The 20717-nt window shown below is 45.6% G+C and carries 19 protein-coding genes; 7 read left to right on the forward strand and 12 right to left on the reverse strand.

Annotation, left to right across the window (positions count from 1 at the left end; genetic code table 11):
* Window positions 1-6 precede the first annotated feature (6 nt).
* The 8 genes from COPRO5265_RS07580 to COPRO5265_RS06470 form a co-directional block, all read right to left on the reverse strand.
* A complete protein-coding gene (locus COPRO5265_RS07580; protein ID WP_236608203.1) occupies window positions 7-570 on the reverse strand; it encodes a biotin--[acetyl-CoA-carboxylase] ligase in 564 nt (187 codons plus the stop codon).
* Window positions 561-986, reverse strand: a complete 426-nt coding sequence (locus COPRO5265_RS07585) for a biotin operon repressor (protein WP_201763822.1) — start codon at window positions 984-986, stop codon at window positions 561-563. Before COPRO5265_RS07585 ends, COPRO5265_RS07580 begins: the two co-directional genes overlap by 10 nt.
* A gap of 122 nt (window positions 987-1108) precedes the next feature.
* Window positions 1109-1549: an OsmC family protein gene (locus COPRO5265_RS06445; protein ID WP_012543773.1), complete on the reverse strand. Its 441-nt coding sequence runs from the start codon at window positions 1547-1549 to the stop codon at window positions 1109-1111.
* A gap of 241 nt (window positions 1550-1790) precedes the next feature.
* Window positions 1791-2309: a macro domain-containing protein gene (locus COPRO5265_RS06450; protein ID WP_012544773.1), complete on the reverse strand. Its 519-nt coding sequence runs from the start codon at window positions 2307-2309 to the stop codon at window positions 1791-1793.
* On the reverse strand, window positions 2303-2611 hold the full coding sequence (locus COPRO5265_RS06455; protein ID WP_012543944.1) for a hypothetical protein: 309 nt from the start codon (window positions 2609-2611) through the stop codon (window positions 2303-2305). Before COPRO5265_RS06455 ends, COPRO5265_RS06450 begins: the two co-directional genes overlap by 7 nt.
* Window positions 2612-2690: 79 nt before the next feature.
* Window positions 2691-5327, reverse strand: coding sequence for a cation-translocating P-type ATPase (locus COPRO5265_RS06460; RefSeq protein WP_012543543.1), 2637 nt, complete (start codon window positions 5325-5327; stop codon window positions 2691-2693).
* A gap of 68 nt (window positions 5328-5395) precedes the next feature.
* Window positions 5396-5926, reverse strand: a complete 531-nt coding sequence (locus COPRO5265_RS06465) for a spore maturation protein (RefSeq protein WP_012544203.1) — start codon at window positions 5924-5926, stop codon at window positions 5396-5398.
* 5 nt (window positions 5927-5931) lie between these two features.
* A complete protein-coding gene (locus COPRO5265_RS06470) occupies window positions 5932-6525 on the reverse strand; it encodes a nucleoside recognition domain-containing protein (protein WP_012543614.1) in 594 nt (197 codons plus the stop codon).
* 346 nt (window positions 6526-6871) lie between these two features.
* On the opposite strand from COPRO5265_RS06470, the gene COPRO5265_RS06475 reads away from it, so the two are divergent.
* Window positions 6872-8107, forward strand: a complete 1236-nt coding sequence (locus COPRO5265_RS06475) for an IS110 family RNA-guided transposase (RefSeq protein ID WP_012544580.1) — start codon at window positions 6872-6874, stop codon at window positions 8105-8107.
* 137 nt (window positions 8108-8244) lie between these two features.
* On the opposite strand, the gene COPRO5265_RS06480 is transcribed toward COPRO5265_RS06475, so the two are convergent.
* The 4 genes from COPRO5265_RS06480 to COPRO5265_RS06495 all read right to left on the reverse strand — a co-directional run bounded on the left by COPRO5265_RS06480 (window position 8245) and on the right by COPRO5265_RS06495 (window position 11947).
* A complete protein-coding gene (locus tag COPRO5265_RS06480; RefSeq protein WP_012543806.1) occupies window positions 8245-9234 on the reverse strand; it encodes a thiamine pyrophosphate-dependent dehydrogenase E1 component subunit alpha in 990 nt (329 codons plus the stop codon).
* Between the two features lie 452 nt (window positions 9235-9686).
* A complete protein-coding gene (locus tag COPRO5265_RS06485) occupies window positions 9687-10652 on the reverse strand; it encodes an alpha-ketoacid dehydrogenase subunit beta (RefSeq protein ID WP_012544197.1) in 966 nt (321 codons plus the stop codon).
* A 13-nt stretch (window positions 10653-10665) separates the two neighbouring features.
* Window positions 10666-11655, reverse strand: coding sequence for a thiamine pyrophosphate-dependent dehydrogenase E1 component subunit alpha (locus COPRO5265_RS06490; protein WP_012543536.1), 990 nt, complete (start codon window positions 11653-11655; stop codon window positions 10666-10668).
* Between the two features lie 55 nt (window positions 11656-11710).
* Complete coding sequence (locus tag COPRO5265_RS06495; RefSeq protein ID WP_012544462.1) at window positions 11711-11947, reverse strand: biotin/lipoyl-containing protein; 237 nt, start codon at window positions 11945-11947, stop codon at window positions 11711-11713.
* Window positions 11948-12334: 387 nt separating this feature from the next.
* Between COPRO5265_RS06495 and pruA the strand changes: the two genes are divergently transcribed.
* From pruA to COPRO5265_RS06525, 6 genes are all read left to right on the forward strand, one after another.
* On the forward strand, window positions 12335-13966 hold the full coding sequence (gene pruA, locus COPRO5265_RS06500) for an L-glutamate gamma-semialdehyde dehydrogenase (RefSeq protein WP_012543572.1): 1632 nt from the start codon (window positions 12335-12337) through the stop codon (window positions 13964-13966).
* Between the two features lie 89 nt (window positions 13967-14055).
* Window positions 14056-15462 (forward strand): MFS transporter, encoded by a 1407-nt coding sequence (locus COPRO5265_RS06505; RefSeq protein WP_049750696.1) that lies wholly within the window; start codon window positions 14056-14058, stop codon window positions 15460-15462.
* A 708-nt stretch (window positions 15463-16170) separates the two neighbouring features.
* On the forward strand, window positions 16171-17232 hold the full coding sequence (locus tag COPRO5265_RS06510; protein ID WP_012543789.1) for an alpha/beta fold hydrolase: 1062 nt from the start codon (window positions 16171-16173) through the stop codon (window positions 17230-17232).
* Between the two features lie 20 nt (window positions 17233-17252).
* Window positions 17253-18242 carry a 3-oxoacyl-ACP synthase III family protein gene (locus COPRO5265_RS06515; protein ID WP_012544824.1) on the forward strand — a complete coding sequence of 330 codons (990 nt, stop codon included), beginning with the start codon at window positions 17253-17255 and terminating at the stop codon, window positions 18240-18242.
* A gap of 27 nt (window positions 18243-18269) precedes the next feature.
* Window positions 18270-19013 carry a 3-oxoacyl-[acyl-carrier-protein] reductase gene (gene fabG, locus COPRO5265_RS06520; protein WP_012543783.1) on the forward strand — a complete coding sequence of 248 codons (744 nt, stop codon included), beginning with the start codon at window positions 18270-18272 and terminating at the stop codon, window positions 19011-19013.
* Between the two features lie 32 nt (window positions 19014-19045).
* Window positions 19046-20662, forward strand: coding sequence for an ABC transporter substrate-binding protein (locus COPRO5265_RS06525; protein ID WP_012544717.1), 1617 nt, complete (start codon window positions 19046-19048; stop codon window positions 20660-20662).
* Window positions 20663-20717: the final 55 nt, after the last annotated feature.

Raw genomic sequence — 20717 nt, forward strand, 5'->3', positions numbered from 1 at the left:
CTCTATTTATTCCCTGAGCGACACATCGCCGCTTAAAACCCTTTCTACAGTGCCCCCATCGGTTTTAACCAATAATGCGCCATCGCTATCCACATCTAGGGCTATCCCTTCTAATTCGGAATTCCTGCCAATTATCCTGACGCGCTTTCCCAGATTGCAGGAAAGTTCCCTCCATTCCCCCAGTATCTTTTCAAAATCACCGTTCTCAAGGTCTCTGTAGAATCCCTCAAATTGCGAAAGAAATTCGGTTAAAATTTTCAATCGGTCCACATTCTTTCCGGACGCAAGTTTCAAGGACGTAGCCGTTTCTTTAATTTCCGCCGGAAAATCCGTGTTATTCACATTGATACCTATTCCAGTTACCACAAAATTGATACTGTCCATGTCGGCGCTCATTTCCGTCAAAATCCCAGCCACTTTTTTGCCCTCCACCAGAAGGTCGTTCGGCCATTTTATCCGGCAATCTATTCCGGCGACTTTCCTTATCGCTTTTGCAGCCGCTACCGCACAGGTCATGGTAATCCGGGGCGCTTCGTAGGGTTCCAGGGAAGGCCTTAGAATTATCGACAACCATATTCCTTCCCGGGGCGGTGATATCCAGGTCCTTCCCAACCTCCCTTTTCCCCCGTCTGCTCTTCCGCAATCACCAGCGTCCCGTGGGGTGCTCTATTCTGAGCTAACTTTTTTGCTTCATCGTTGGTAGAACCTATCGAAGGGTAGTAGTAAATTTTGCGGGCCAGGAATTCGAGGCGGCTATTTTGTATAATTTCTTCAGGCAAAAGCAAATCCGGCGACCTCTTCAGGCAATATCCCACCCTCGGCACCGAATCTATTTCGTATCCGAGCTTTCTTAAATGGTTTACCTGCTTCCATACGGCGGTGCGGCTGACTCCAAATTTTTCGCTTATTTCCTCACCGGAAACGTAACTGCTCTTTTTCGAAAGAAGCAACAGCAAAAGCTCGTTTAGAGAACCGTCTCTCGTCATGGCTTAAATCCACCTTTTTCCAAAACCATTTTAAGCTACTTATAGTTTAATTTACCCGCTCATTTGTGTCAATGTCAAAAAGCCTGCCGGATTAAACTCCGACAGGCTTCGGACTTTGAATCTTATTTTTCGATAACCATATCGCCGTTAACTGGAACACCTTTTAAAGTGTCCTTTACGGGGCATCTTTCCTGTATGAGCTCGTAAAGTTTTTTTACGTTTTCCTCCGGGGAATCGGAAACTATGTGCATTTTATAACGTATCTCGGAAAAACCTTTCCTTACGTTCGGGTTTTTCCCAAGAAAACCATCTGGGTCGAGGTCCCCTTCAAGGTCCACGGAAAATCCTTTCAACTCCACGCCGCACATCGGAGCAAATGCGCTGGCTACTATCGCCATGCAGCCTCCCAAAGAGCAAAGTAGCATTTCCACAGGATTCATGGCGGTGTCGGTCCCGCCGAGCCCTTTGGGTTCGTCAACGGTGACTTTGAATCCCCTGGCGGTTCCTTCGGCTACCATTCCGCCTTTCCACTCCGTTTTAGCTTTGAAAGTAACTTTTGCCATAACGATACCTCCCGGCCTAATAATGTCAGTTATCATCTAATCGAAATTATACCCTTTTGCATTACTATCTTCAACTGTTGTGACCCTCCTTCTATCCAACGGTGGCACCAGCTTTCCTTTCGATTCTTCCCCTTTTTTCCGAACACTTCCCATTCGCACTTTCCTCCCCTTTTTTTGTCTTCAATCTTAGTATCTTCAATTGCAGCGTTCGATATTTATGAATCAATTAAAAAAGCCCCCTTCAAGGGGCTTTTTTCAATTCCTCTTCCAGGTATTTTATGAACTCACCGCTCACGTCCATCACCGTAATGTCTATATCCTTTACATCACCGAGAACTTCCTTATAAACTTTTGCCACATCCTTTTTGGGGACGCCTCCGACGCCTGTAGCCAGCGCCGGCAGAACCATGGATTTAACTTTCATTTCCCGGGCTTTCTCGAGGAGCGACTGAAGGCATTTCCTTACAATTTCTACGCTGGACGGCTCCGCCGGCCTCTTCATGGTCACTGCGTGAAAGATGTACTTGGCTTTCAATCCGCCGGCGGTGGTAACGTAAACGTCTCCCGGCCGGGGGTCGAGCTGGCTGCAGACCCTTATGGCTTCGTCTTCAATCACTTTCCCGCCGGCTTTCTTTATTGCCAGGGCTACGCCGCCGCCCATGGGTCCGATGCCATTTGCCGCATTTACTATAACGTCGGCCTCGGCCTTCGTTATGTCTCCCATAACAAGCTTCACTTTATCACCCCTTCGACCTAACATTTTGCAAGTTCGGACAGCTCTTCCAGTTTCTTTTTCCAGTAATCCCTCTTAGCTTTCAATTCCCCTATTAACTTCAGGTCGTGCTCGATGCAAAGTCCTTCCTGGACCCTGTTTTCGGCAAAATGAATGGCCTCATCAAAAGTTTCAAGAGCTCTTTTAAATAAATCTTCGGCATAACAAGCTCTCTCCCTTTCGTGAGGCCAGTTGGATTTTTTTGAATCCCTTATGACGGCTTTTAACACATCGAAGAACTTTTCCCCCTCCGTGTAAAGATTTATGGAAAAATCAAGATGTTTAATCATTTTAAAACCTCCCGGCCACTTTTATATTATAATTTCCACAAAACTTTCAAAATTCCTCCTCAATTTTAAAATATATTTTTCACAGGACCGCACCCAGCCCGGAGAGGGCCAGAATCAAAAGCCACATTTTTCCATCAAGCGGCACGGTGTGGAAGATAACCTGAAGCGACGACACGTAGACAACTCCAAAAAGCATTGCCGCCGAAATTATTACAGCCAGCGTGAGGAAGAGATTCGAGAACGGATTTTTCCCCCATAAGGTGGCGTTTTCTTCCCTGCATTCAAAGGCAAATATGAGCTGGGACATCACCAGGGTGGAAAAAGCCACCGTTCTTGAGAAGTCTATCCCGGTGCCGCCGTAATACCAGGATATCAGGTATGAAGCCATGGTGGCAAGGCTTATAAAAAACCCCCTGTAAAATATTTTCCGTCCCATGCCGCCGGAAAAAATACCTTCCTGTCTTTTTCGGGGTTTGCGGTTCATCACATCCCTCTCGGGCGGGTCCGCTCCCAATGCAATGGCCGGCAGGCCGTCGGTTATAAGGTTCATCCACAGTACCTGTATGGGCAAAAGCGGCAGCGGCATCCCCAGGAGCGACGACCACACCATCGTCAGCACTTCTCCGATATTGCAGGAGAGCAAGTAACGTATGAATTTTCGGATGTTGTCGTAAATGATACGCCCTTCTTCCACGGCGGATACGATGCTTGCAAAATTGTCATCCAGCAGTATCATCGCCGAAGCTTCCTTCGTCACATCGGTGCCTGTTTTGCCCATTGAAATACCTATATCCGCTTCCTTTACCGCAGGAGCGTCGTTCACTCCGTCACCGGTCATGGCAACCACATGGCCCTTCTTTTTTAGCGCTCGAACTATTCTCAACTTGTGCTTGGGAGTCACTCGGGCGTACACCGAAATATCATCTATACATTTTAAAAACTCGGATTCGGACATTTCGTCAAGTTCCTGGCCCGTTATTATCCTCCCACCTTTGCCCATCATGTTCAGTTCTTTTGCCACAGCCCAAGCGGTGGCGCGGTGATCACCCGTTATCATTACAGGCTTTATCCCTGCGGCAAAGCACCTTTCGACGGCTGAAGCCGCTTCGGGTCGCGGCGGATCTATCATTCCCATCAAGCCTAGAAAAATCAAACCGGTCTCGATATTTTCGCTTAAGTCCCGAGTACTGTTTAATTTTCTGTAGGCAAACGCCAGGACCCTCAAGGCTTCCCTTCCCATATCCTCGTTTATCCGGGATATTTTTCTCTTTTCTGATAAAGTCATCTTTTTAACATTTCCATTTTCTTCTATACCATCGCAAAGTTCCAGAATTACGTCCATAGCTCCTTTTATGAACAGGAATAGCTCCCCCTTTTGGTTTTTCACCACCACCGACATTCGCTTCCGTTCCGAATCGAAAGGAATTTCCCTTATCCTTTTGTAAGTCCTTTCAACGTCATTTTTAAAAATTCCGGCCTTTGCAGCCGCAACCAAAAGGGCAACTTCCGTAGGGTCTCCGGCGGGCACCATCTCCTTTGGCCTTCCAAAGCCAAAAATTCCGGACTTTTGCTCACCAAGTTCAGCGTTATTGCATGAAACCGCAACCCTGAGCAGTTTTTCCATTGAAGGAGAAGTTTTTTTAAGCAGCCGGCCATCGTTTGTAATGAAGTCCCCTTCAATTCTGTAGCCGCTTCCTGTTACCATCACCGTTTCGCCATCCACATAGATTTTCCTCACGGTCATCCTGTTTTCCGTAAGGGTGCCGGTTTTATCGCTGCAAATAACTGTAGCACACCCCAGGGTTTCTACGGCCGTAAGTTTTCTCACCAGCACATTCTTTTTCACCATCCGCTGAACTCCCATAGCGAGCACCATCGTGACCACGGCGGGCAATCCTTCGGGTATTGCAGCTACGGCAAGGCTTACACCAAAAAGGAACATCTGGTAAATCTCCTCGCCCCTCAGAACCCCTAACATCGCGACCATAAAGCATAACAAAAGGCAAAGGACGAGGAGCTGCTTGCCAAGGTCATCCAGCCGCCTTTGAAGTGGGGTTTGCTCTTCCTCGACGCCTTCCATCATTCCGGCGATTTTGCCCATTTCCGTATTCATTCCTGTTTGCGTCACCACCATTTTACCCCTGCCGCTTACCACCATGGTCCCCATGAATACCAAATTCGAACGGTGGATTTTCAAGGTTTCCAGCTCCCTGCTTTCTACGCTTTTTTCCACAGGTACCGATTCTCCCGTAAGCATGGATTCGTCCACTTTAAGATTTTCAGCCTCAAAAAGTTCCCCGTCGGCCGGTACTTTATCACCGGTCTCCAGTATCACTACATCGCCCGGCACCACCTCTTTAGCCGGGATTACTTGTATCTTCCCATCGCGCACTACCCTGGCTACGGGAGCCGCCATTTCTTTCAAAGCCTCTAGAGCTCTTTCGGTGCGGTATTCCTGTATGAACCCCATAAAGCCGTTTAATACGATAATTGCAGTGATGGCCGCAGCATCGGCCATCTCGCCCAAAAAATACGATACTATTGTTGCTCCTAAAAGCACCAGGGTGATGGTGCTTTTAAACTGGTTGATGAAAAGGATTGCGGGTGATTTTTTCCGACTTTCATGGATTACGTTTTCTCCGAAGAGTTTTTTCTTTAAAGGTATCTCCCTGCTTGACAAACCTCTTTTTAGATCGGTGTTCCACGATGCCGTCATTTTTCTTCCCTCCAAGCAATGATCCACTTTAAATTTATTCCGGCATTTTGAAGGTTATGTCTCTTCCTTTATTCGAACAATCGTTTTACTATGTATACCGATGCCAGCAGGCTTGCAAAATCCGCCATAATTCCCACGGGAACGGCGTACCTCGTCTTTTTGATGCCTACCGAACCAAAATAGATTGCTATTATATAAAAGGTGGTATCGGTAGACCCCATCAGCGTGGACGCCAGCCTTCCCATGTACGAATCTGGACCGTAGGTGTCAAAAATTTCTACCATCATGCTGAGTGCCGCCGGTCCCGACAGGGTTCTCACTATAGACAAGAAGAGGGCATCGGCCGGAATCTCCAAAAGCCGGATGACAGGATTTAAAACTTTCACCATCAAATCTACGGCTCCCGATTCCCTAAAGATGCTGACGGCAACGTAAATCCCCAAAAGATAGGGAACAAGCTTTACGGCAAGCTGCAAACCTTCCTGGGCTCCTTGTGTAAACACTTCAAATACCCTGACGTTATTTATCAAACCGTGTAAAAAGACCGCCGCCATCACAACGGGAATTATCCAGGAAGAAATTGAAATTTGCTCCGCCAAATTCCTTACCTCCTTCTTTCGATTTTCCGGTAAAGGAGCCTGAAAGCATAGTCGGCAACAACTGCAACCAGGGTGGAACAGGTAGTGGCAAAGAGAATGGCCCCCAGCACTTCCGATGGATTTTTAGAACCGGCCGCAGCCCTTAGAGCTATTATCGTCGCGGGTACCAGCGTCACGCTGGATGTATTTATGGCAAGGAATGTGCACATGGCCTCCGTTGCGGTATCGGGATTGGGATTTAGGGTTTGCAGTTCCTTCATAGCTTTAAGTCCGAAAGGCGTCGCTGCGTTGCCGAACCCCAGCATATTGGCGCTCAAGTTCATCAATATGCTCCCCATGGCCGGGTGACCTTTGGGTATGGAGGGGAAAAGCCACCTGAATAAAGGCGCGATAAACCTGCTGATACTATCTATAAGCCCTGATTCTTCCGCCACTTTTGCTATCCCAAGCCAAAAACCCACGACTCCCATGAGACTTATCGCCCTCTCAATGGCGGTTTTTGCAGCTTCCAGTGCAGCGGGAGTTATTGAATCCAGCTTTCCGTTCCAAGCGGCGGCTAAAATCCCTCCCAGTATCAAAAAAGCAAAAATCCAGTTCACTTGAATCCCCCTCGTATAATATGTCTTAGAAATTATCAAGAAGTTTTTATAGCTTCTTGATAATAAGGTGTGCCTTTGCGAAAATTAATTTGGGTTGGTCTGGGGTCACTCTTAATCCCCCCTGTAGCCCACAAATATGGCCTACTCAGTTAAGAGTGAGACCCCTGCGGTGCAGTACTAGTTTCTTACTCGTGAGCCGAGCCAGCAGGCCTTCCGGCCCCTGGAGTCAGCAGGCCAGGGGTGCACCCCCGGTTGTCCTGTCAAGCTCTTATCGCCCGCGAGGCTGTTAGGTACTGCACCCGCAGGGCACGCCCCTACTCCTGGCCAACTCAAGGAGGGATATCCGTTGGCTCAGGTCATCTTCGCAGGCATCGATGTCAGCACCTCTAAGCTGGACATCATTTGCATCGATGAAAATGGTAATCAGCTTTCTCCCGCTAGGTCTTTCCCTAATAATGCCGAGGGCGCAAATGAGTTGATAAACGCTGTAGTTTCCCTAGCAGCTAAGTCCAATGTCTCCCAGCTTAATCTCGGATTAGAAGCTACTTCCATCTTCAGTGTCCCACTCCGAGATTTCCTTATGGATGCCCCTCAGTTAAAGCCTTTTTCGGTCCAGGTGTATGAAATTAACCCTTCTCTTGTGGCTGGCTTTAAAAAGGCTTTCGGCTCCAGACTTCCTAAAACCGATGCTATTGACGCTTATATAATCGCTGAAAGGTTACGCTTCGGACATCTTACACCCTACAGCCATGAGGCTTCTGTTACAGCACCTTTGCGCCAGCTTACAAGGCTCAGATTACACCTTGTCGACCTCCTCGTTGAGGAGAAAAATCGGGCTTTGAATCTCATCTTTTTGAGGTTTTCTAATTACAAACAGGACAACCCTTTCAGCAATGCCTTCGGCAAGGCTTCTGTTGAGGTCCTGAAAGAGTTTACTCCTGATGAGATAGCTCAAATATCCGTAGAAGAACTGGCGGAGTTTATTCAGTCCCACGGAAAAAACAGGTTCGCTAATTCTGAGGAAATCGCCAGTGCCTTAAAGCAAGCCGCAAGGCGCGCTTACCGCCTAAACTCTAAAATGCAGCAGGTCTGCGAGATAGCTCTTTCCCTTACTCTTCAAAACATTGAGCATCTCAAAAGGCAGATTAAAAGCCTTGATAAGGTCATTTCCAGAGAGCTTAAGGCTATTCCTCAAACTCTCACTACGGTTAAGGGTTTAGGCGAGGTGTCGGCTGCAGGAATAATCGCTGAAATAGGCGATATCAAGCGTTTCAAGAACGAAGCCTCTCTTGCTCAGTATGCCGGCCTCACCTGGACCCGTTATCAGTCGGGCGATTTTGACGCTGAAGAGCGTCGTTTGACAAAGAGCGGGAACAAATACCTCCGCTATTACTTGGTCATGGCCGCAAACTCGTTGCGGGTGCACAACGAGGAATACAAGGCCTATTACCAGACCAAGTATCAGGAGGTGCAAAAGCACCAGCATAAGAGGGCGCTGGTATTGACTGCCCGCAAACTGGTTAGGCTGGTCTTTGCGCTGCTGAGCAAAGGCCAAATCTACAAGGGGACGGTGAGGAGTTAATTTTGTTTTTAAAACTTATTTGACCTCTTCTGTGCCAATTTTTCCCATACTAATTGGCTAGGGATATTATTGTCTTTTTTTGCCCTGATAATTTTATTTTCCAGTTTTAGGGTATTGACATATTACCGTGAGTCTTTCTAAGGAAGAACAAGATCCGTGTAAACATCTGTGAAAGCTTCACTCGGATCCGGGAATGGACTGGACTCCGCGAACTCTACGGCTTCTTCAACCTGCTTATTCACTTTGTCCCAAATCTGTGTTTTCTTCTCTTCGGTAAGTATTCCTTGAGCCATCAGCTTTTTCTCAAAATTCGCGACAGGATCTTTTTTCTTCCACTCTTCAACTTCTTCCTCAGGTCTGTAGATCCACCCCATTTGTTCGTCGGCTCCCGCCCCCGCATGATGGCCGTACCACCTGTATGTGATAGCCTCAATTAAAGTAGGACCTTCACCTTCTTTTGCTCTCTTCAACGCCTCGCTAACCGCCTCATAAACGGCCAGTACATCGTTTCCGTCAATTGTTACTCCCGGTATTCCATAACCTTTCGCTCTTTCAGAAATGTTCTTCACGGAAACTGCGTAAGAAGCTGGGGTTGACACGGCATATTGGTTATTCTGAACCAAATAGACTACAGGTAACCTCCATATAGTGGCAAGGTTAAGACCTTCATGGAAGACTCCCTGGTTAGAAGCACCATCACCAAAGAAACAAATCGTAGCTCCGCCAGTATTCTTCATTTTTTGCGCCAGAGCAACACCTGCAGAAACAGGAATGGACTCGCCTACAATACTCAACATAGGAAGCACTTTAGCTTCAAACGCCTCAACGTGCATGTTGCCGCCTTTACCTTTACTGTACCCGGTAGCTCGCCCGTGTACCTCGGCAAACAAACGTTTCAGATCAACACCATCCCGTGCCGCAGCGTCACTAGTACCCCTGTGTGAAATCTCCCAGTAGTCTTCTGGTCCTAACGCCTTCACAGTTCCCACTGGAATTGCCTCTTGTCCTACGCCAGCCAACAGTGTCCATACCTTTCCTTTAGAGGATTGTTCTACAAGTTTTTCTTCAGCCTGGCGCAAAAGAACCATCTTCTCATACATTTCAATAAGATCTTCATTGGACAACATTTAATTACCCCCTTTACTTTTTGCTTTTAACTTTCGCAGGCATCAGATCATAGGCAAACATCTCCTTTCCATTCTGGACAATCTTGTGCTCAAGAAAAAACTTGTTCTCTCACCAAGCAAAAGCCAGGATCTCAGTAATCCGCTAACGCTCGAGATCTCACTTTCCCCGTTCAACAGAACAGCTTTTATAAGAACATTATCGGAAGCTTCGAAAGGTACTTAAAACACAGCAGGGATCACAAGAAAGCCAAGGACTTGAACATATAAGAGCATAGTGACAATACTTAAACCAGCATCAATAACAGCATTCTAAATCTCACCCACACCGCAACGCAACGACTATGATTACAATTACAGCATCCTGTACATATCTCATGTGCAAAACCCATGAAGGGAGCATGTAACAGTGCGTCAAACATTTCTACTCCCTTCATGGCTATCTGCCTAATTCCTTACTGTAGTATTTCCTTAACTGCTTTGATCAGTTTTTCTTCGCTTATGAGCATTTCCCTTTCAAGCACAGGAGAATGCGGGACAGGTACTTGAGCTCTAGTTACTCTTCTAATAGGAGCTTTTAAATATACATATCCTTTTTCCGCAACCACAGCAGAGACTTCCGAAGCAAAGGAACATTGCCTCCAATCATCGTCACATACAACCAATCTACCAGTCTTTGCAACCGACCCCAGGATTACATCTTCGTCAAGAGGGGTAAGTGTCCGCGGGTCCACAACTTCCACTGATACGCCTTCGCCCGCCAGTTTCTCAGCTACCTGCATGGCTAGGTAATTCGCGTAACCAGCACCAACAATGGTAACGTCTTTCCCTTCTCTTCTTACAATTCCTTTTCCTATGGGTACTGTGTAATCTTCATCTGGTACTTCCTCTCGATTCATGAACACTTTAAATTCCATAAAGTAAATGACTGGATTATCATCACGTATGGCACTCTTGAGCAGTCCTTTGGCATCATAAGGGGTTGAAGGCATAACCACCTTGAGCCCTGGTGTGTGCACAAAATAAGCAGCAGTATTGTCGGAGTGCTGACCTGCAGCCCCCCCACCCATGTTTAAAGCCATAAAAGTAACAGGAATCGTAGCTTGTCCACCTGTCATGTACCTGGTCTTTGCTGCTTGGTTGACAAGCTGATCCATGGCAACAAACATGAAATCTGATACCATAAACTCAACTACTGGTCTCATACCTCCAATGGCTGCACCTACGGCAGTTCCCGTAAAACCACTTTCCGAAATTGGAGTGCTCATAACTCTTTCAGGTCCAAATTCCTCAAAAATCCCTTTGGTTTCGCCGAAGGTACCGGTATGGACGTCTTCTCCCATTAGGATTACTTTTTCGTCTCTTCTAAGCTCTTCTCTGAGAGCTTGGTTTATGGCTTGAAGAAACATTAATTGGCTCATTACTCGTCCCCCCTTATGAAGGTATATAGTCAGTGAACACGTCAGTGTACACTTCTGCGGGATCTGGCCATGGACTGGATTCTGCAAACTGTACTGCTTCTTCAATGTAGGCATTTACTTCGTCCCATACGACCTTCTTCTTGCTCTCGTCAAGTACACCTTGTTCCACAAGCTTCTTTTCAAACCTGGGTATGGGATCTTTTGCTTTCCATTCTTCAACTTCCTCCGCAGGTCTGTAGATCCATCCCATTTGTTCATCAGCCCCTGCCCCAGCATGGTGGCCATACCACCTATACGTCTTGCACTCAATCAAAGATGGACCTTCACCTTGCCTTGCTCTTTTCATAGCTTCATCAACAGCTTCGTAAACAGCCAAAACATCATTGCCATCCACAGTCATTCCAGGGATGCCGTATCCTTTTGCTCTTTCTGATATGTCCTTTACAGACACCGCATATGAAGCTGCAGTAGTCATTGCGTACTGGTTGTTCTGTACTACATAAACAATTGGTAACTTCCAAACAGCTGCTAAATTCAAAGATTCGTGGAAGGTACCTTGGTTGCTTGCTCCGTCGCCAAAGAAACACAGAGTTGCTCCACCAGTCTTTTGCTTTTTCTGAGCTAAAGCTGATCCTGTTGCTAGAGGAATGCCTCCACCTACTATGCCAACCAGATTCAACACGTTGTCTTTGTAGGAAGCCAAGTGCATTGACCCACCTTTGCCCTTGTTGTAACCAGTCGCTTTACCATAAACCTCAGCATAAACGTATTTGAGCTCCACTCCGTCCTTCACCACCATGTCACAGACTCCCCTGTGAGACGGTGCCCATTTGTCGTCAGATCCCATGGTTTTTACAGCACCAACTGGAATGGCTTCCTGACCTACACCAGCTAGAAGTGTCCCAACCTTACCTTGATTGGACAGCTGAACTAATCTCTCCTCTGCTTGGCGGAGGAGAACAAGTTTTCTGTACATCCACATTAAGTCTTCGTTTGAAAGCATTTCATTACCCCCTTCACTGTTAGTTTCCGTTCTCTCCAAAAGATCTCACCATTCGCTACCCCTCCGTTTCAATCTCTGCAATCTTCTGCTGAACAGGAATTTGGTCCCCCTCAGCACCATACAATTTCTTCACAATACCAGTAGCCGGGGCTTCAATATCAGTAGTGATCTTTGAAGTAATTACCTGAACTAACGGCTCACCTTTTTCTACCCTTTCCCCTTCTTTCTTGTAGAACTTTACAATTTCCACTTTCTCCACACCCAAGCCGAGTACGGGAACCAAAACCTCCACTACCAAAAGAACCACTCCTTTCTAACGGTTTAGCTAAGAATCAATTTGAGGTGACATCGAATGTATGCAACAAGGCTGCACATTGTTTTGTTGGAAAAACTAGACTTTAAGGTTCTAACTAATTAAATTCTCTAAGTCCTACCGAGAATGTCAAACTACTTCACCTCACTTTACATTTTATACCACGATTGTGTAATTTTATAAACTTTTTTGCCTAGAACAATTAGATATAATATTCACATTTGCGTGATTGGATAAGTGAAATATGAATGCATATAGACAGCATAATCGCTACACAATTCAAATTGAGTTAAGTTTTAGTTCAACATTTGGTAACATGTGAACAGGGTGGTGAAGACACTAACCTTTAAAAGGAGGTAATAACCAATGAGCGATGCTGGTTTTCACATTCCATTTCCGAAAAATGAGCCTGTTCTTTCCTACGCCCCAGGGAGCCTAGAAAGGGCACAGCTTAAAGCAGAGTTAGAACGTCAAAGCAACACGACCATAGAAATTCCCCTCATAATTGGTGGAAAAGAAATTTACACAGGGCGTACAGGCAAAATAGTAATGCCTCACGACCATGGTCACGTTCTCGCTACTTATCACAAAGCTGGCCCAGAAGAAACAAAAATGGCCATAGAAGCTGCTCTAGAAGCAAAAAAAGATTGGGCGAACATGTCTTGGATCGACAAAGCATCCATATTTTTAAAAGCAGCCGAACTTCTTAGCACCAAATACAGGCATTTAGTAAATGCTGCTACCATGCTTGGCCAAGGTAAGAACGTCTATCAAGCCGAAATCGACGCTGCATGTGAGAGTATAGATTACCTTAGGTACAACCCTTATTTTGCCTCACTTATCAACCAATGGGAACCTGTATCCTCTAGCGACAGTTTCAACAGAATGGATTACAGACCACTGGAAGGCTTTGTCTTTGCAGTCTCACCTTTTAACTTCACTGCCATTGCATTGAACTTGGCTACTGCTCCTGCGCTTATGGGTAACGTAGTGGTTTGGAAACCCGCGTCCACAGCAGTGCTGTCCAATTACTACCTAATGCAACTCTATAAAGAAGCTGGTCTTCCTGATGGAGTTATAAACTTTGTGCCAGGCTCAGGCCCCGACATTAGCAACGTTGTTTTCAATGATCCGTACTTTGCAGGTTTGCATTTCACGGGTTCAACTTCCACCTTTGATGGTTTCTGGAAAACTATTGTAGAACACATGGACACATACAAAACCTATCCACGCATTGTGGGCGAAACTGGTGGTAAAGACTTTGTAGTGGCACACCCTTCTGCCGATCCGAAAGCTCTTATAACTGCACTTATACGCGGCGCTTTTGAATACCAAGGACAAAAGTGTTCTGCTGCCTCCAGAGCATACATACCACAATCCCTGTGGAAAGAAATAAAACAAGAGCTTGTGGACCAAACTGAATCTATTCTCATGGGTGATGTTCGTGATTTCCGCAACTTCGTTAATGCTGTAATCGACGAAGCCGCCTTTGATAAGATCATGGGCTACATAGAAAAAGCGAAGAACTCCAATGTAGCAAAAATCATCGCAGGCGGTCAGGGAGATAAAACTAAAGGGTACTTTATAAGACCCACCATAATTGAAACCCAGGATCCGCATTTCGTAACCATGGAAGAAGAAATATTTGGACCTGTGCTAACTGTGTATGTCTATGAAGATAACCAGTATGAGGAAATTCTTCAACTTTGCAATGAAACCTCTCCTTACGGACTCACTGGTAGCATATTTGCCAATGACAGAAAAGCTATTAATAAAGCCTATGAAGTGCTACGCTTCGCAGCAGGTAACTTCTACATAAACGACAAGCCCACTGGAGCCGTAGTTGGTCAGCAGCCTTTCGGAGGCGCTCGCCGCTCCGGAACCAACGATAAAGCTGGCTCGCCCTTTAACTTACTCCGTTGGATTTCGCCAAGAACCATAAAAGAAAACTTCATACCCCCCACGAGCTGGACATATCCTTTCCTACAGGAAGAATAATAGAGCTACAAACATAAATAGCATTAGGGAGAAGCATCTTCTGGGTGCTTCTCCTTTTTTGTTTTTTCGTTATACGGTATCATTTTTGCATGGAAGAGCAAAAGTCTATGTCCGTATATCGCTATGCCATTTTGTGGGCCGTTCTTATAGGGAACATCATAGGTCCCATAGATGGGAGCATGATTAACGTTGTTCTTCCCACATTAAGCGACGCTTTTAGTGTCCCCATGTCTGTAGTGCAGTGGGTACCAGTTGTAAACCTAACAGTGGTGAGCGCTACTATGCTTCTCTTCGGCAAAATAGGAGATGCTGTTGGCTATAGAAAACCTTTCCTGTGGGGGTTATGGCTGTTCTGCGCTGCATCTTTCATGGCAGGTTTTGCTCCATCCATCACTTTACTGATTATTCTCAGAGCTCTTCAAGGACTAGGCGCTTCAATGATCATGTCTGTTGTCTTCGCCATTATTACCGCCGTTTTCTCACCTGATGAGCTTGGTAGAGCCATGGGGATAAATATTTTCACTGTGTCCTTGGGACTGGTAATAGGACCATTGTTAGCAGGCTTGTTAACAAACTATTTGAGCTGGCGCTGGGTATTCTTTGTCGATGGCATTGTAGCTTTGATTGGCATGTTCCTTACAGCCAAATACATACCTAACTTCAAAGGCACAGTTGCAAAAGTTGATTACCTGGGAGCTGCATTGTTCTTCTTGTTTTCGTCAACACTTTTACTGTTTGTCAGCCTTTTTTCGACTCATGGTTTTAGTCCATTTAATCAGGCTCTGCTAACAGTTTCTGTTTTGGCACTAATACTGTTCATTTACCTCGAGCAAGTAAACCCTCATGCTTTAGTTAACCTAAAACTTTTTAGAAATCGTTCCTTCTCTTTTGGCTTAATAGCTTCCTTTTTTACCTTTGTTTCTCAGTTTATGATGACCTTTGTCCTTCCATTTCACTTACAACGCCTACTTGGCTATCCGCCACACATTTCAGGGCTCATAGTCACTGTTTTTCCACTTATGAGTATGTTCAGTTCCTTGCTTAGCCAGTTTGTTAATGCTAAAGTATCAGACAACATTCTGTGCTTCATATCATCTGTTATATCTGCTTTAGGCATAGTTGCGCTTGCGTTTTCAGGCTCAGATAGTAGTTTTCTGCTCGTTACTTTTGCCCTTGTCATATATGGCTTTGGAACAGGTTTGTTCCAATCCATAAATAGCAAATCGGTAATGGTTACACTACCTGACAGGTATTTGGGCATAGGCTCAGCCATGCTTTCCATGATACGCAACATGGGAATGGCTTTGGGCGTCGCTTTCGGAAGCCTAACTCTTTACAGCTTTGTTCCCCACACCATTCTTGGTCAGTCCACATTCTCAATCTCCGATGGCCTTCTCTTCCTAAGAGGGTTGCGTTACACCTACCTTTTAAGTGCAGGCGCTTCAGTATTAGCTGCATTGTCTTCGCTACTTGCCACCAGCGAAGCTGTCGAGTAAAGGACAGCCGCTACTTTTCACCATGTGAGTGCATAACATCTAGAATTCAGTGATTACATTTTTGAATCAAACAAACAGGCGTTCGTCTATCCTGGGAGTAGCAATTCTGGGTACTGCAGTGTCTGTTCATCATGTAACAGTAACAAATACAAAAACACTGCCCCATTAACAAGGATTAGCGCATTAGCACATGAAACTGCCTGCTGCTTAGCACCAAACCTCGCCAAACGTTTATATCTTTAATAGGAGGTATAGTACTGGAAATGGTATTGCTTATTCTGTGTGTGTTCATTGCAACTCTCCCTATATGGTCACAGTATTCCTGATTTCCGCAACACTGATTCCATCAACCAAACCAGGACAACTGCACAATTGTCGAACTTGGAAATGGCAATTCTACCTTTTTTGCTTTTGTCAATCTTGCTCACGCTTTGCAGGTTCCATCAATCTACGTGGTTACGATTAATTAACGGTGCCTGATTTAGAGTACTGTAATCAAAAAAGACACGATCATATTATTTGCAAAAACTTTCGCCGTGCATCGCCCTAATACGTCTAGCCGGCTTCTTTTCGAGTTTATGTATGTTAAGTACATTTCTAAACAGACAATAGTATGTTGACAATTACACAAAATTGATTTAAAATTACATTGTTATGTGATAGGTGACTCACCTATCAAAAACACGTGTGAGGAAGGAGGTGCTTTTTGTGGAACTTCCGTCAGTTCTCGAGGGTATTGAAGCCACATTTGTTGAAACGGAACGCATCAACATGCACGTCCATTTCAACAAGAACCGCGATGCCACTCCAATCATGTTTATTCACGGAAACTTATCTGGAGCAACCTTTTTTGAAGAAGTGATGGTAGACCTGAGCGATCAGTTTTTCTGCTTCGCTCCTGACCTAAGAGGGTATGGGCAAACCGAAGATAAAGTGGTCGATGCTACCAGAGGAATGTGTGATTGGTCTGATGATCTATCGTCCCTTCTGGACACCATGAACATCGAAAAGCTGCACATTGTCGGTTGGTCCATGGGAGGAGGAGCGGCAATGCAGTTTCTCCTTGATCACCCCGACAAAGTGCTCAGTTTAACACTCATTTGTCCTGTCTCTCCTTACGGTTTTGGTGGCACCAAAACCGAGAATGGAATTCCTTGTTATGAGGACTATGCTGGTTCAGGTGGGGGTACTGTGAATCCGGATTTCATTCAGAGAATAAAAGAACACGACACAACAGAGAAAGACCAAGCTTCCCCATTGTTTATCATGAATAACTTCTACTTCAAACCACCTTTCAGAGCAAAAAGAGAGAAAGATCTGCTCCTTTCACTGTTGCTAATCAAAACCGGGGAGAAAGCTTATCCAGGAGATTTCGTACCATCACCGAATTGGCCATTCACTGCTCCGGGAAAATTTGGCCCACTGAATGCTATGTCTCCTAAGTACTTTAACGCAAGCTCCATTGTGGATTTGCCAGTTAAACCACCCATACTGTGGATCCGAGGATCTCACGATACTGTGGTAGCTGATGAATCGTTTTTCGACATAGCAACGCTCGGTAAGCTGGGACTTGTACCTGGTTACCCAGGCGTCGAAGTTTGTCCGCCACAGCCCATGCTTAAACAGACACGTAAAGTTCTTGAGGATTACAAGTCAAATGGAGGTAAGTACTACGAAGTCGTTGTCAAAGACGTGGCTCATTCTCCTCACATTGAAAAACCAGGAGAGTTTGTCGCCACGTTGAGGAATTTTATCTCGGACAACATGTAACTATTGGAGGTGGATTGTAAATGGAACAGCGGTACGCAAAAATACTGGCCACGGGCATGTATTTGCCTGAGAAAGTTATTTCTAATGAAGAACTCAGCGAACGCTATGGATTCGACGTAAGCACATATTTATCTGGAATCACCCTAAGGCATATTGCTGCCGAGAATGAATGCGCCTCAGATATGGGAGTAAAAGCAGCAGAAGCAGCTTTGGAAAAAGCCAACATGAAACCTGAAGATATTGACTTGCTTATAATGACAACTGACACTCCCGACTACGTTACACCGCCCACTGCACCTGCCATTGCTTACAAACTAGGCGCTTCAAATGCCGGAGCGTTCGACATAAACGGGGCATGCGCCGACGCCACCATTGGGCTCAGCATTGCGTCTCAGCATATTATGTTGGACAAAACCATAAACAATGTACTTGTGGTCGCCCCATATGCCATGTCTAAGTGGCTTGACTGGGACAACAAGGTGCTGGCCCCCATGCTTGGCGATGGCGCTTCAGCGGCCATAGTAACAGTGAGCAATGAGCCAGGTTACATCACTTCAACCATTGTGGCTGACGGACAGTACTGGGATGGATACGGTGTATATGTGGGGACAAAGTACCCAGTAACGAAGGAGATGGTGGAAAAGAAAGAACACTTACTCAGGTTCCACCCAAACTTTCACAAGTATCCACCTGATGTAAACTACGGCCACTGGCCTGACGTGATTAGGAAGAGTCTCAAAAAAGCTGGGTACACTGAGAAAGACCTAGATATGGTAATTCTTACCCAGGTTCGCCTAGCCGATATTGAACAGACCATGGAAAACCTAGGCTTACCACTTGAAAAAACACACTGGATTATGCATAAGTACGGGTATACAGGTTCTGCTTGTGCCTTCATGGCACTTGAAGACGCGCTAAATGAAGGAAAGATAAAGAAAGGTGACCTGGTAGCGTTCTGCACTTCAGGAGTGGGCTACGTAATGAGCTCTGCCTTGTTCAGGTGGGTATGAGTAAAACCAAGTAAAGGGGGAAAACGCATGGAACGTGTAAGAGACAAAGTCGTTATCATAACTGGAGCCAGTGGTGGTATCGGCAGAGAAACAGCACTAGCTGTGGCTCGCGAAGGAGGCCATGTAGCTCTATTTGACATTGACGAAACAAACTTAAAGCCACTTGAAGAAGAGATAAAGAACCTTGGCGTACAATGCAAATCCTACAAAGTAGATGTATCGAACTTTGAACAGGTCTCGAATGCAGTCGAACAAGTCATAAACGATTTCGGCAAAGTAGACGCCTTAACAAACATAGCTGGAATAACCAGGGATAACTTCTTAACCAAGATGCCTATCGAGGATTGGGACAGAGTCATAGCCGTAAATTTAACAGGTACTTTCTACTGTACCAAAGCAGTTGCCCCTCACATGATGGAACGAGGTTCCGGCTGCATAGTAAACATTTCTTCTGTAGTAGGAGTTTACGGCAACATTGGACAGACCAATTACGCAGCCAGTAAAGCAGGTGTAATTGGACTCACCAAAACTTGGGCTAAAGAGTTCGCAAAAAAGGGTATGAGAGTGAATGCTGTTGCACCAGGCTTTATAAAGACCCCCATGACTGACAAAGTACCTGAAAAAGTTCTCGACCAGATGATAGGTAAAACACCCATGGGGCGCATGGGCGAACCAAAGGAAGTCGCTAACGCGATTCTGTTCCTCATTTCTGACGAAGCTTCCTTCATTACCGGACATATCCTCCACGTCGACGGAGGATTGGTTCTCTGAAAAAGAGTAAAGAAGAAAGGCGGGAAAATAAAATGAAAAGAGTCTTAAAGACTCTGTTAGGAGAGAACTTCAGTAACTTAAAGAAACTGTTCGCCTCCCTTCTCGTAGTGGCACTCTGTATGGGCTTCCTTGTTGGAATTCCTAAAGCAAAAGCCCAAAAAGAGATGTTCTTGGTCATGGCGGTGGGGTTTAAATGGTATCAGCTTAACGGCATGAGCTATCAAATGGAAGTCGCTCCAGAGATCATAAATGCGAGAACATTTGTCCCCGTGAGGTTCATAGCCGAAGCATTCGGAGCAAATGTGGGATGGGATCCAGCAACCAAAACCGTGACCATCAAATCTGACGGAAAAACCATACAACTCACTATAGGCAAGACTTCGGCAACTGTGGACGGGAAAGCATACACCTTAGACGCTGCCCCCTACATAAAGAACTCTAGAACCATGGTACCCGTACGTTTCATCTCAGAGGCTTTGGGCCTTAATGTTTACTACGAAGCGCAAAAGAAAATGATCTATGTTAGTGCAAAACCAAGCTATGCCATCCCCGGGATCACTGACAAGGAAATCAAGATAGGTTCTTTTTCGGCACTATCTGGGCCATTAGCAGTAATTGGAATCCCATTTTATCACGGTTTACAATCCTACATCAACTGGATAAATGACCAGGGTGGTGTTAACGGAAGAAAAATAAAAGTGATCATTGCTGACGACCAAATGAATCCAGCGCTTACTGTTCCAGCAGTAAAGAAATTTGTTGAAGAAGATAAAGTATTCGCCGTAGTAGGCGGTCTTGGCACCCCAGGTTGCCTAGCAGTCATGGATTACCTCAATGAGAAAGGTGTTCCCTTCGTGTATCAAGGTGGTGGTGCTTCTGCCTTCGCCTATCCACCAAAGAAGTACGTCTTTGCAGTGCAGCCCAACTACATGACCGAAGGTCAAGCATTTGTGAAATTCGCTAGGCAAAACCTGAACACAAGTAAATTTGCGCTCCTGTACCAAAACGATGATGCCGGCAAAGAAGGTGCTCAGGGCGTACAAGAAGGCGTAAAGAAATATGGTGGAAGTCTGGTCTACTCATCCTCTTTCCCTGGCACAGAAACCGACTTCACTTCTTATTTAACCAGGATTAAGAATTCTGGTGCTGAAGTTATTTTCCTCTATGCACCTGCGAATACATCTGCTGGAGCAAACGCCGTTAAAACTGCAAAATCACTGGGTCTCACTCAGAAAATCATCCTGCCATATTCTTATGCGGGAATTACTGCCATGGCTGGCGATGCTGCTGAGGGCGTGTACATAACTGGTTGGGTGGACTTTTCCAACTTAAACGATCCTGGAGTACAAAAATTCTTCGAGATCTGGGGCAAGTATTATCCAAATGACGACCCACTCACCTTCTCTTATGCTGTTGCTGGCTTCGTAGCAGCAGAGATATTCGTGGAAGCGTTACGCAGAGCTGGGCAATATCCCACACGAGACGCCATAGTATGGGCGTTAGAAACATTCAATGGCTGGAACGGTTATGTGGCCAAAGACATTTCTTACGGACCTAATGAGCGCGCAGGTAAGTATTCACTTTATTTCATGACAGTGAAAAACAAGGAACTTGTAAAGATTAGCGATTGGATATCCGTGCGGGAGTAATTTAGTGAATACCCCAAACAGAATAGAGGGGGCTATAGCCCCCTCTGCACGGGAA

The sequence above is a fragment of the Coprothermobacter proteolyticus DSM 5265 genome (genome assembly GCF_000020945.1).
Lineage (GTDB): Bacteria > Coprothermobacterota > Coprothermobacteria > Coprothermobacterales > Coprothermobacteraceae > Coprothermobacter > Coprothermobacter proteolyticus.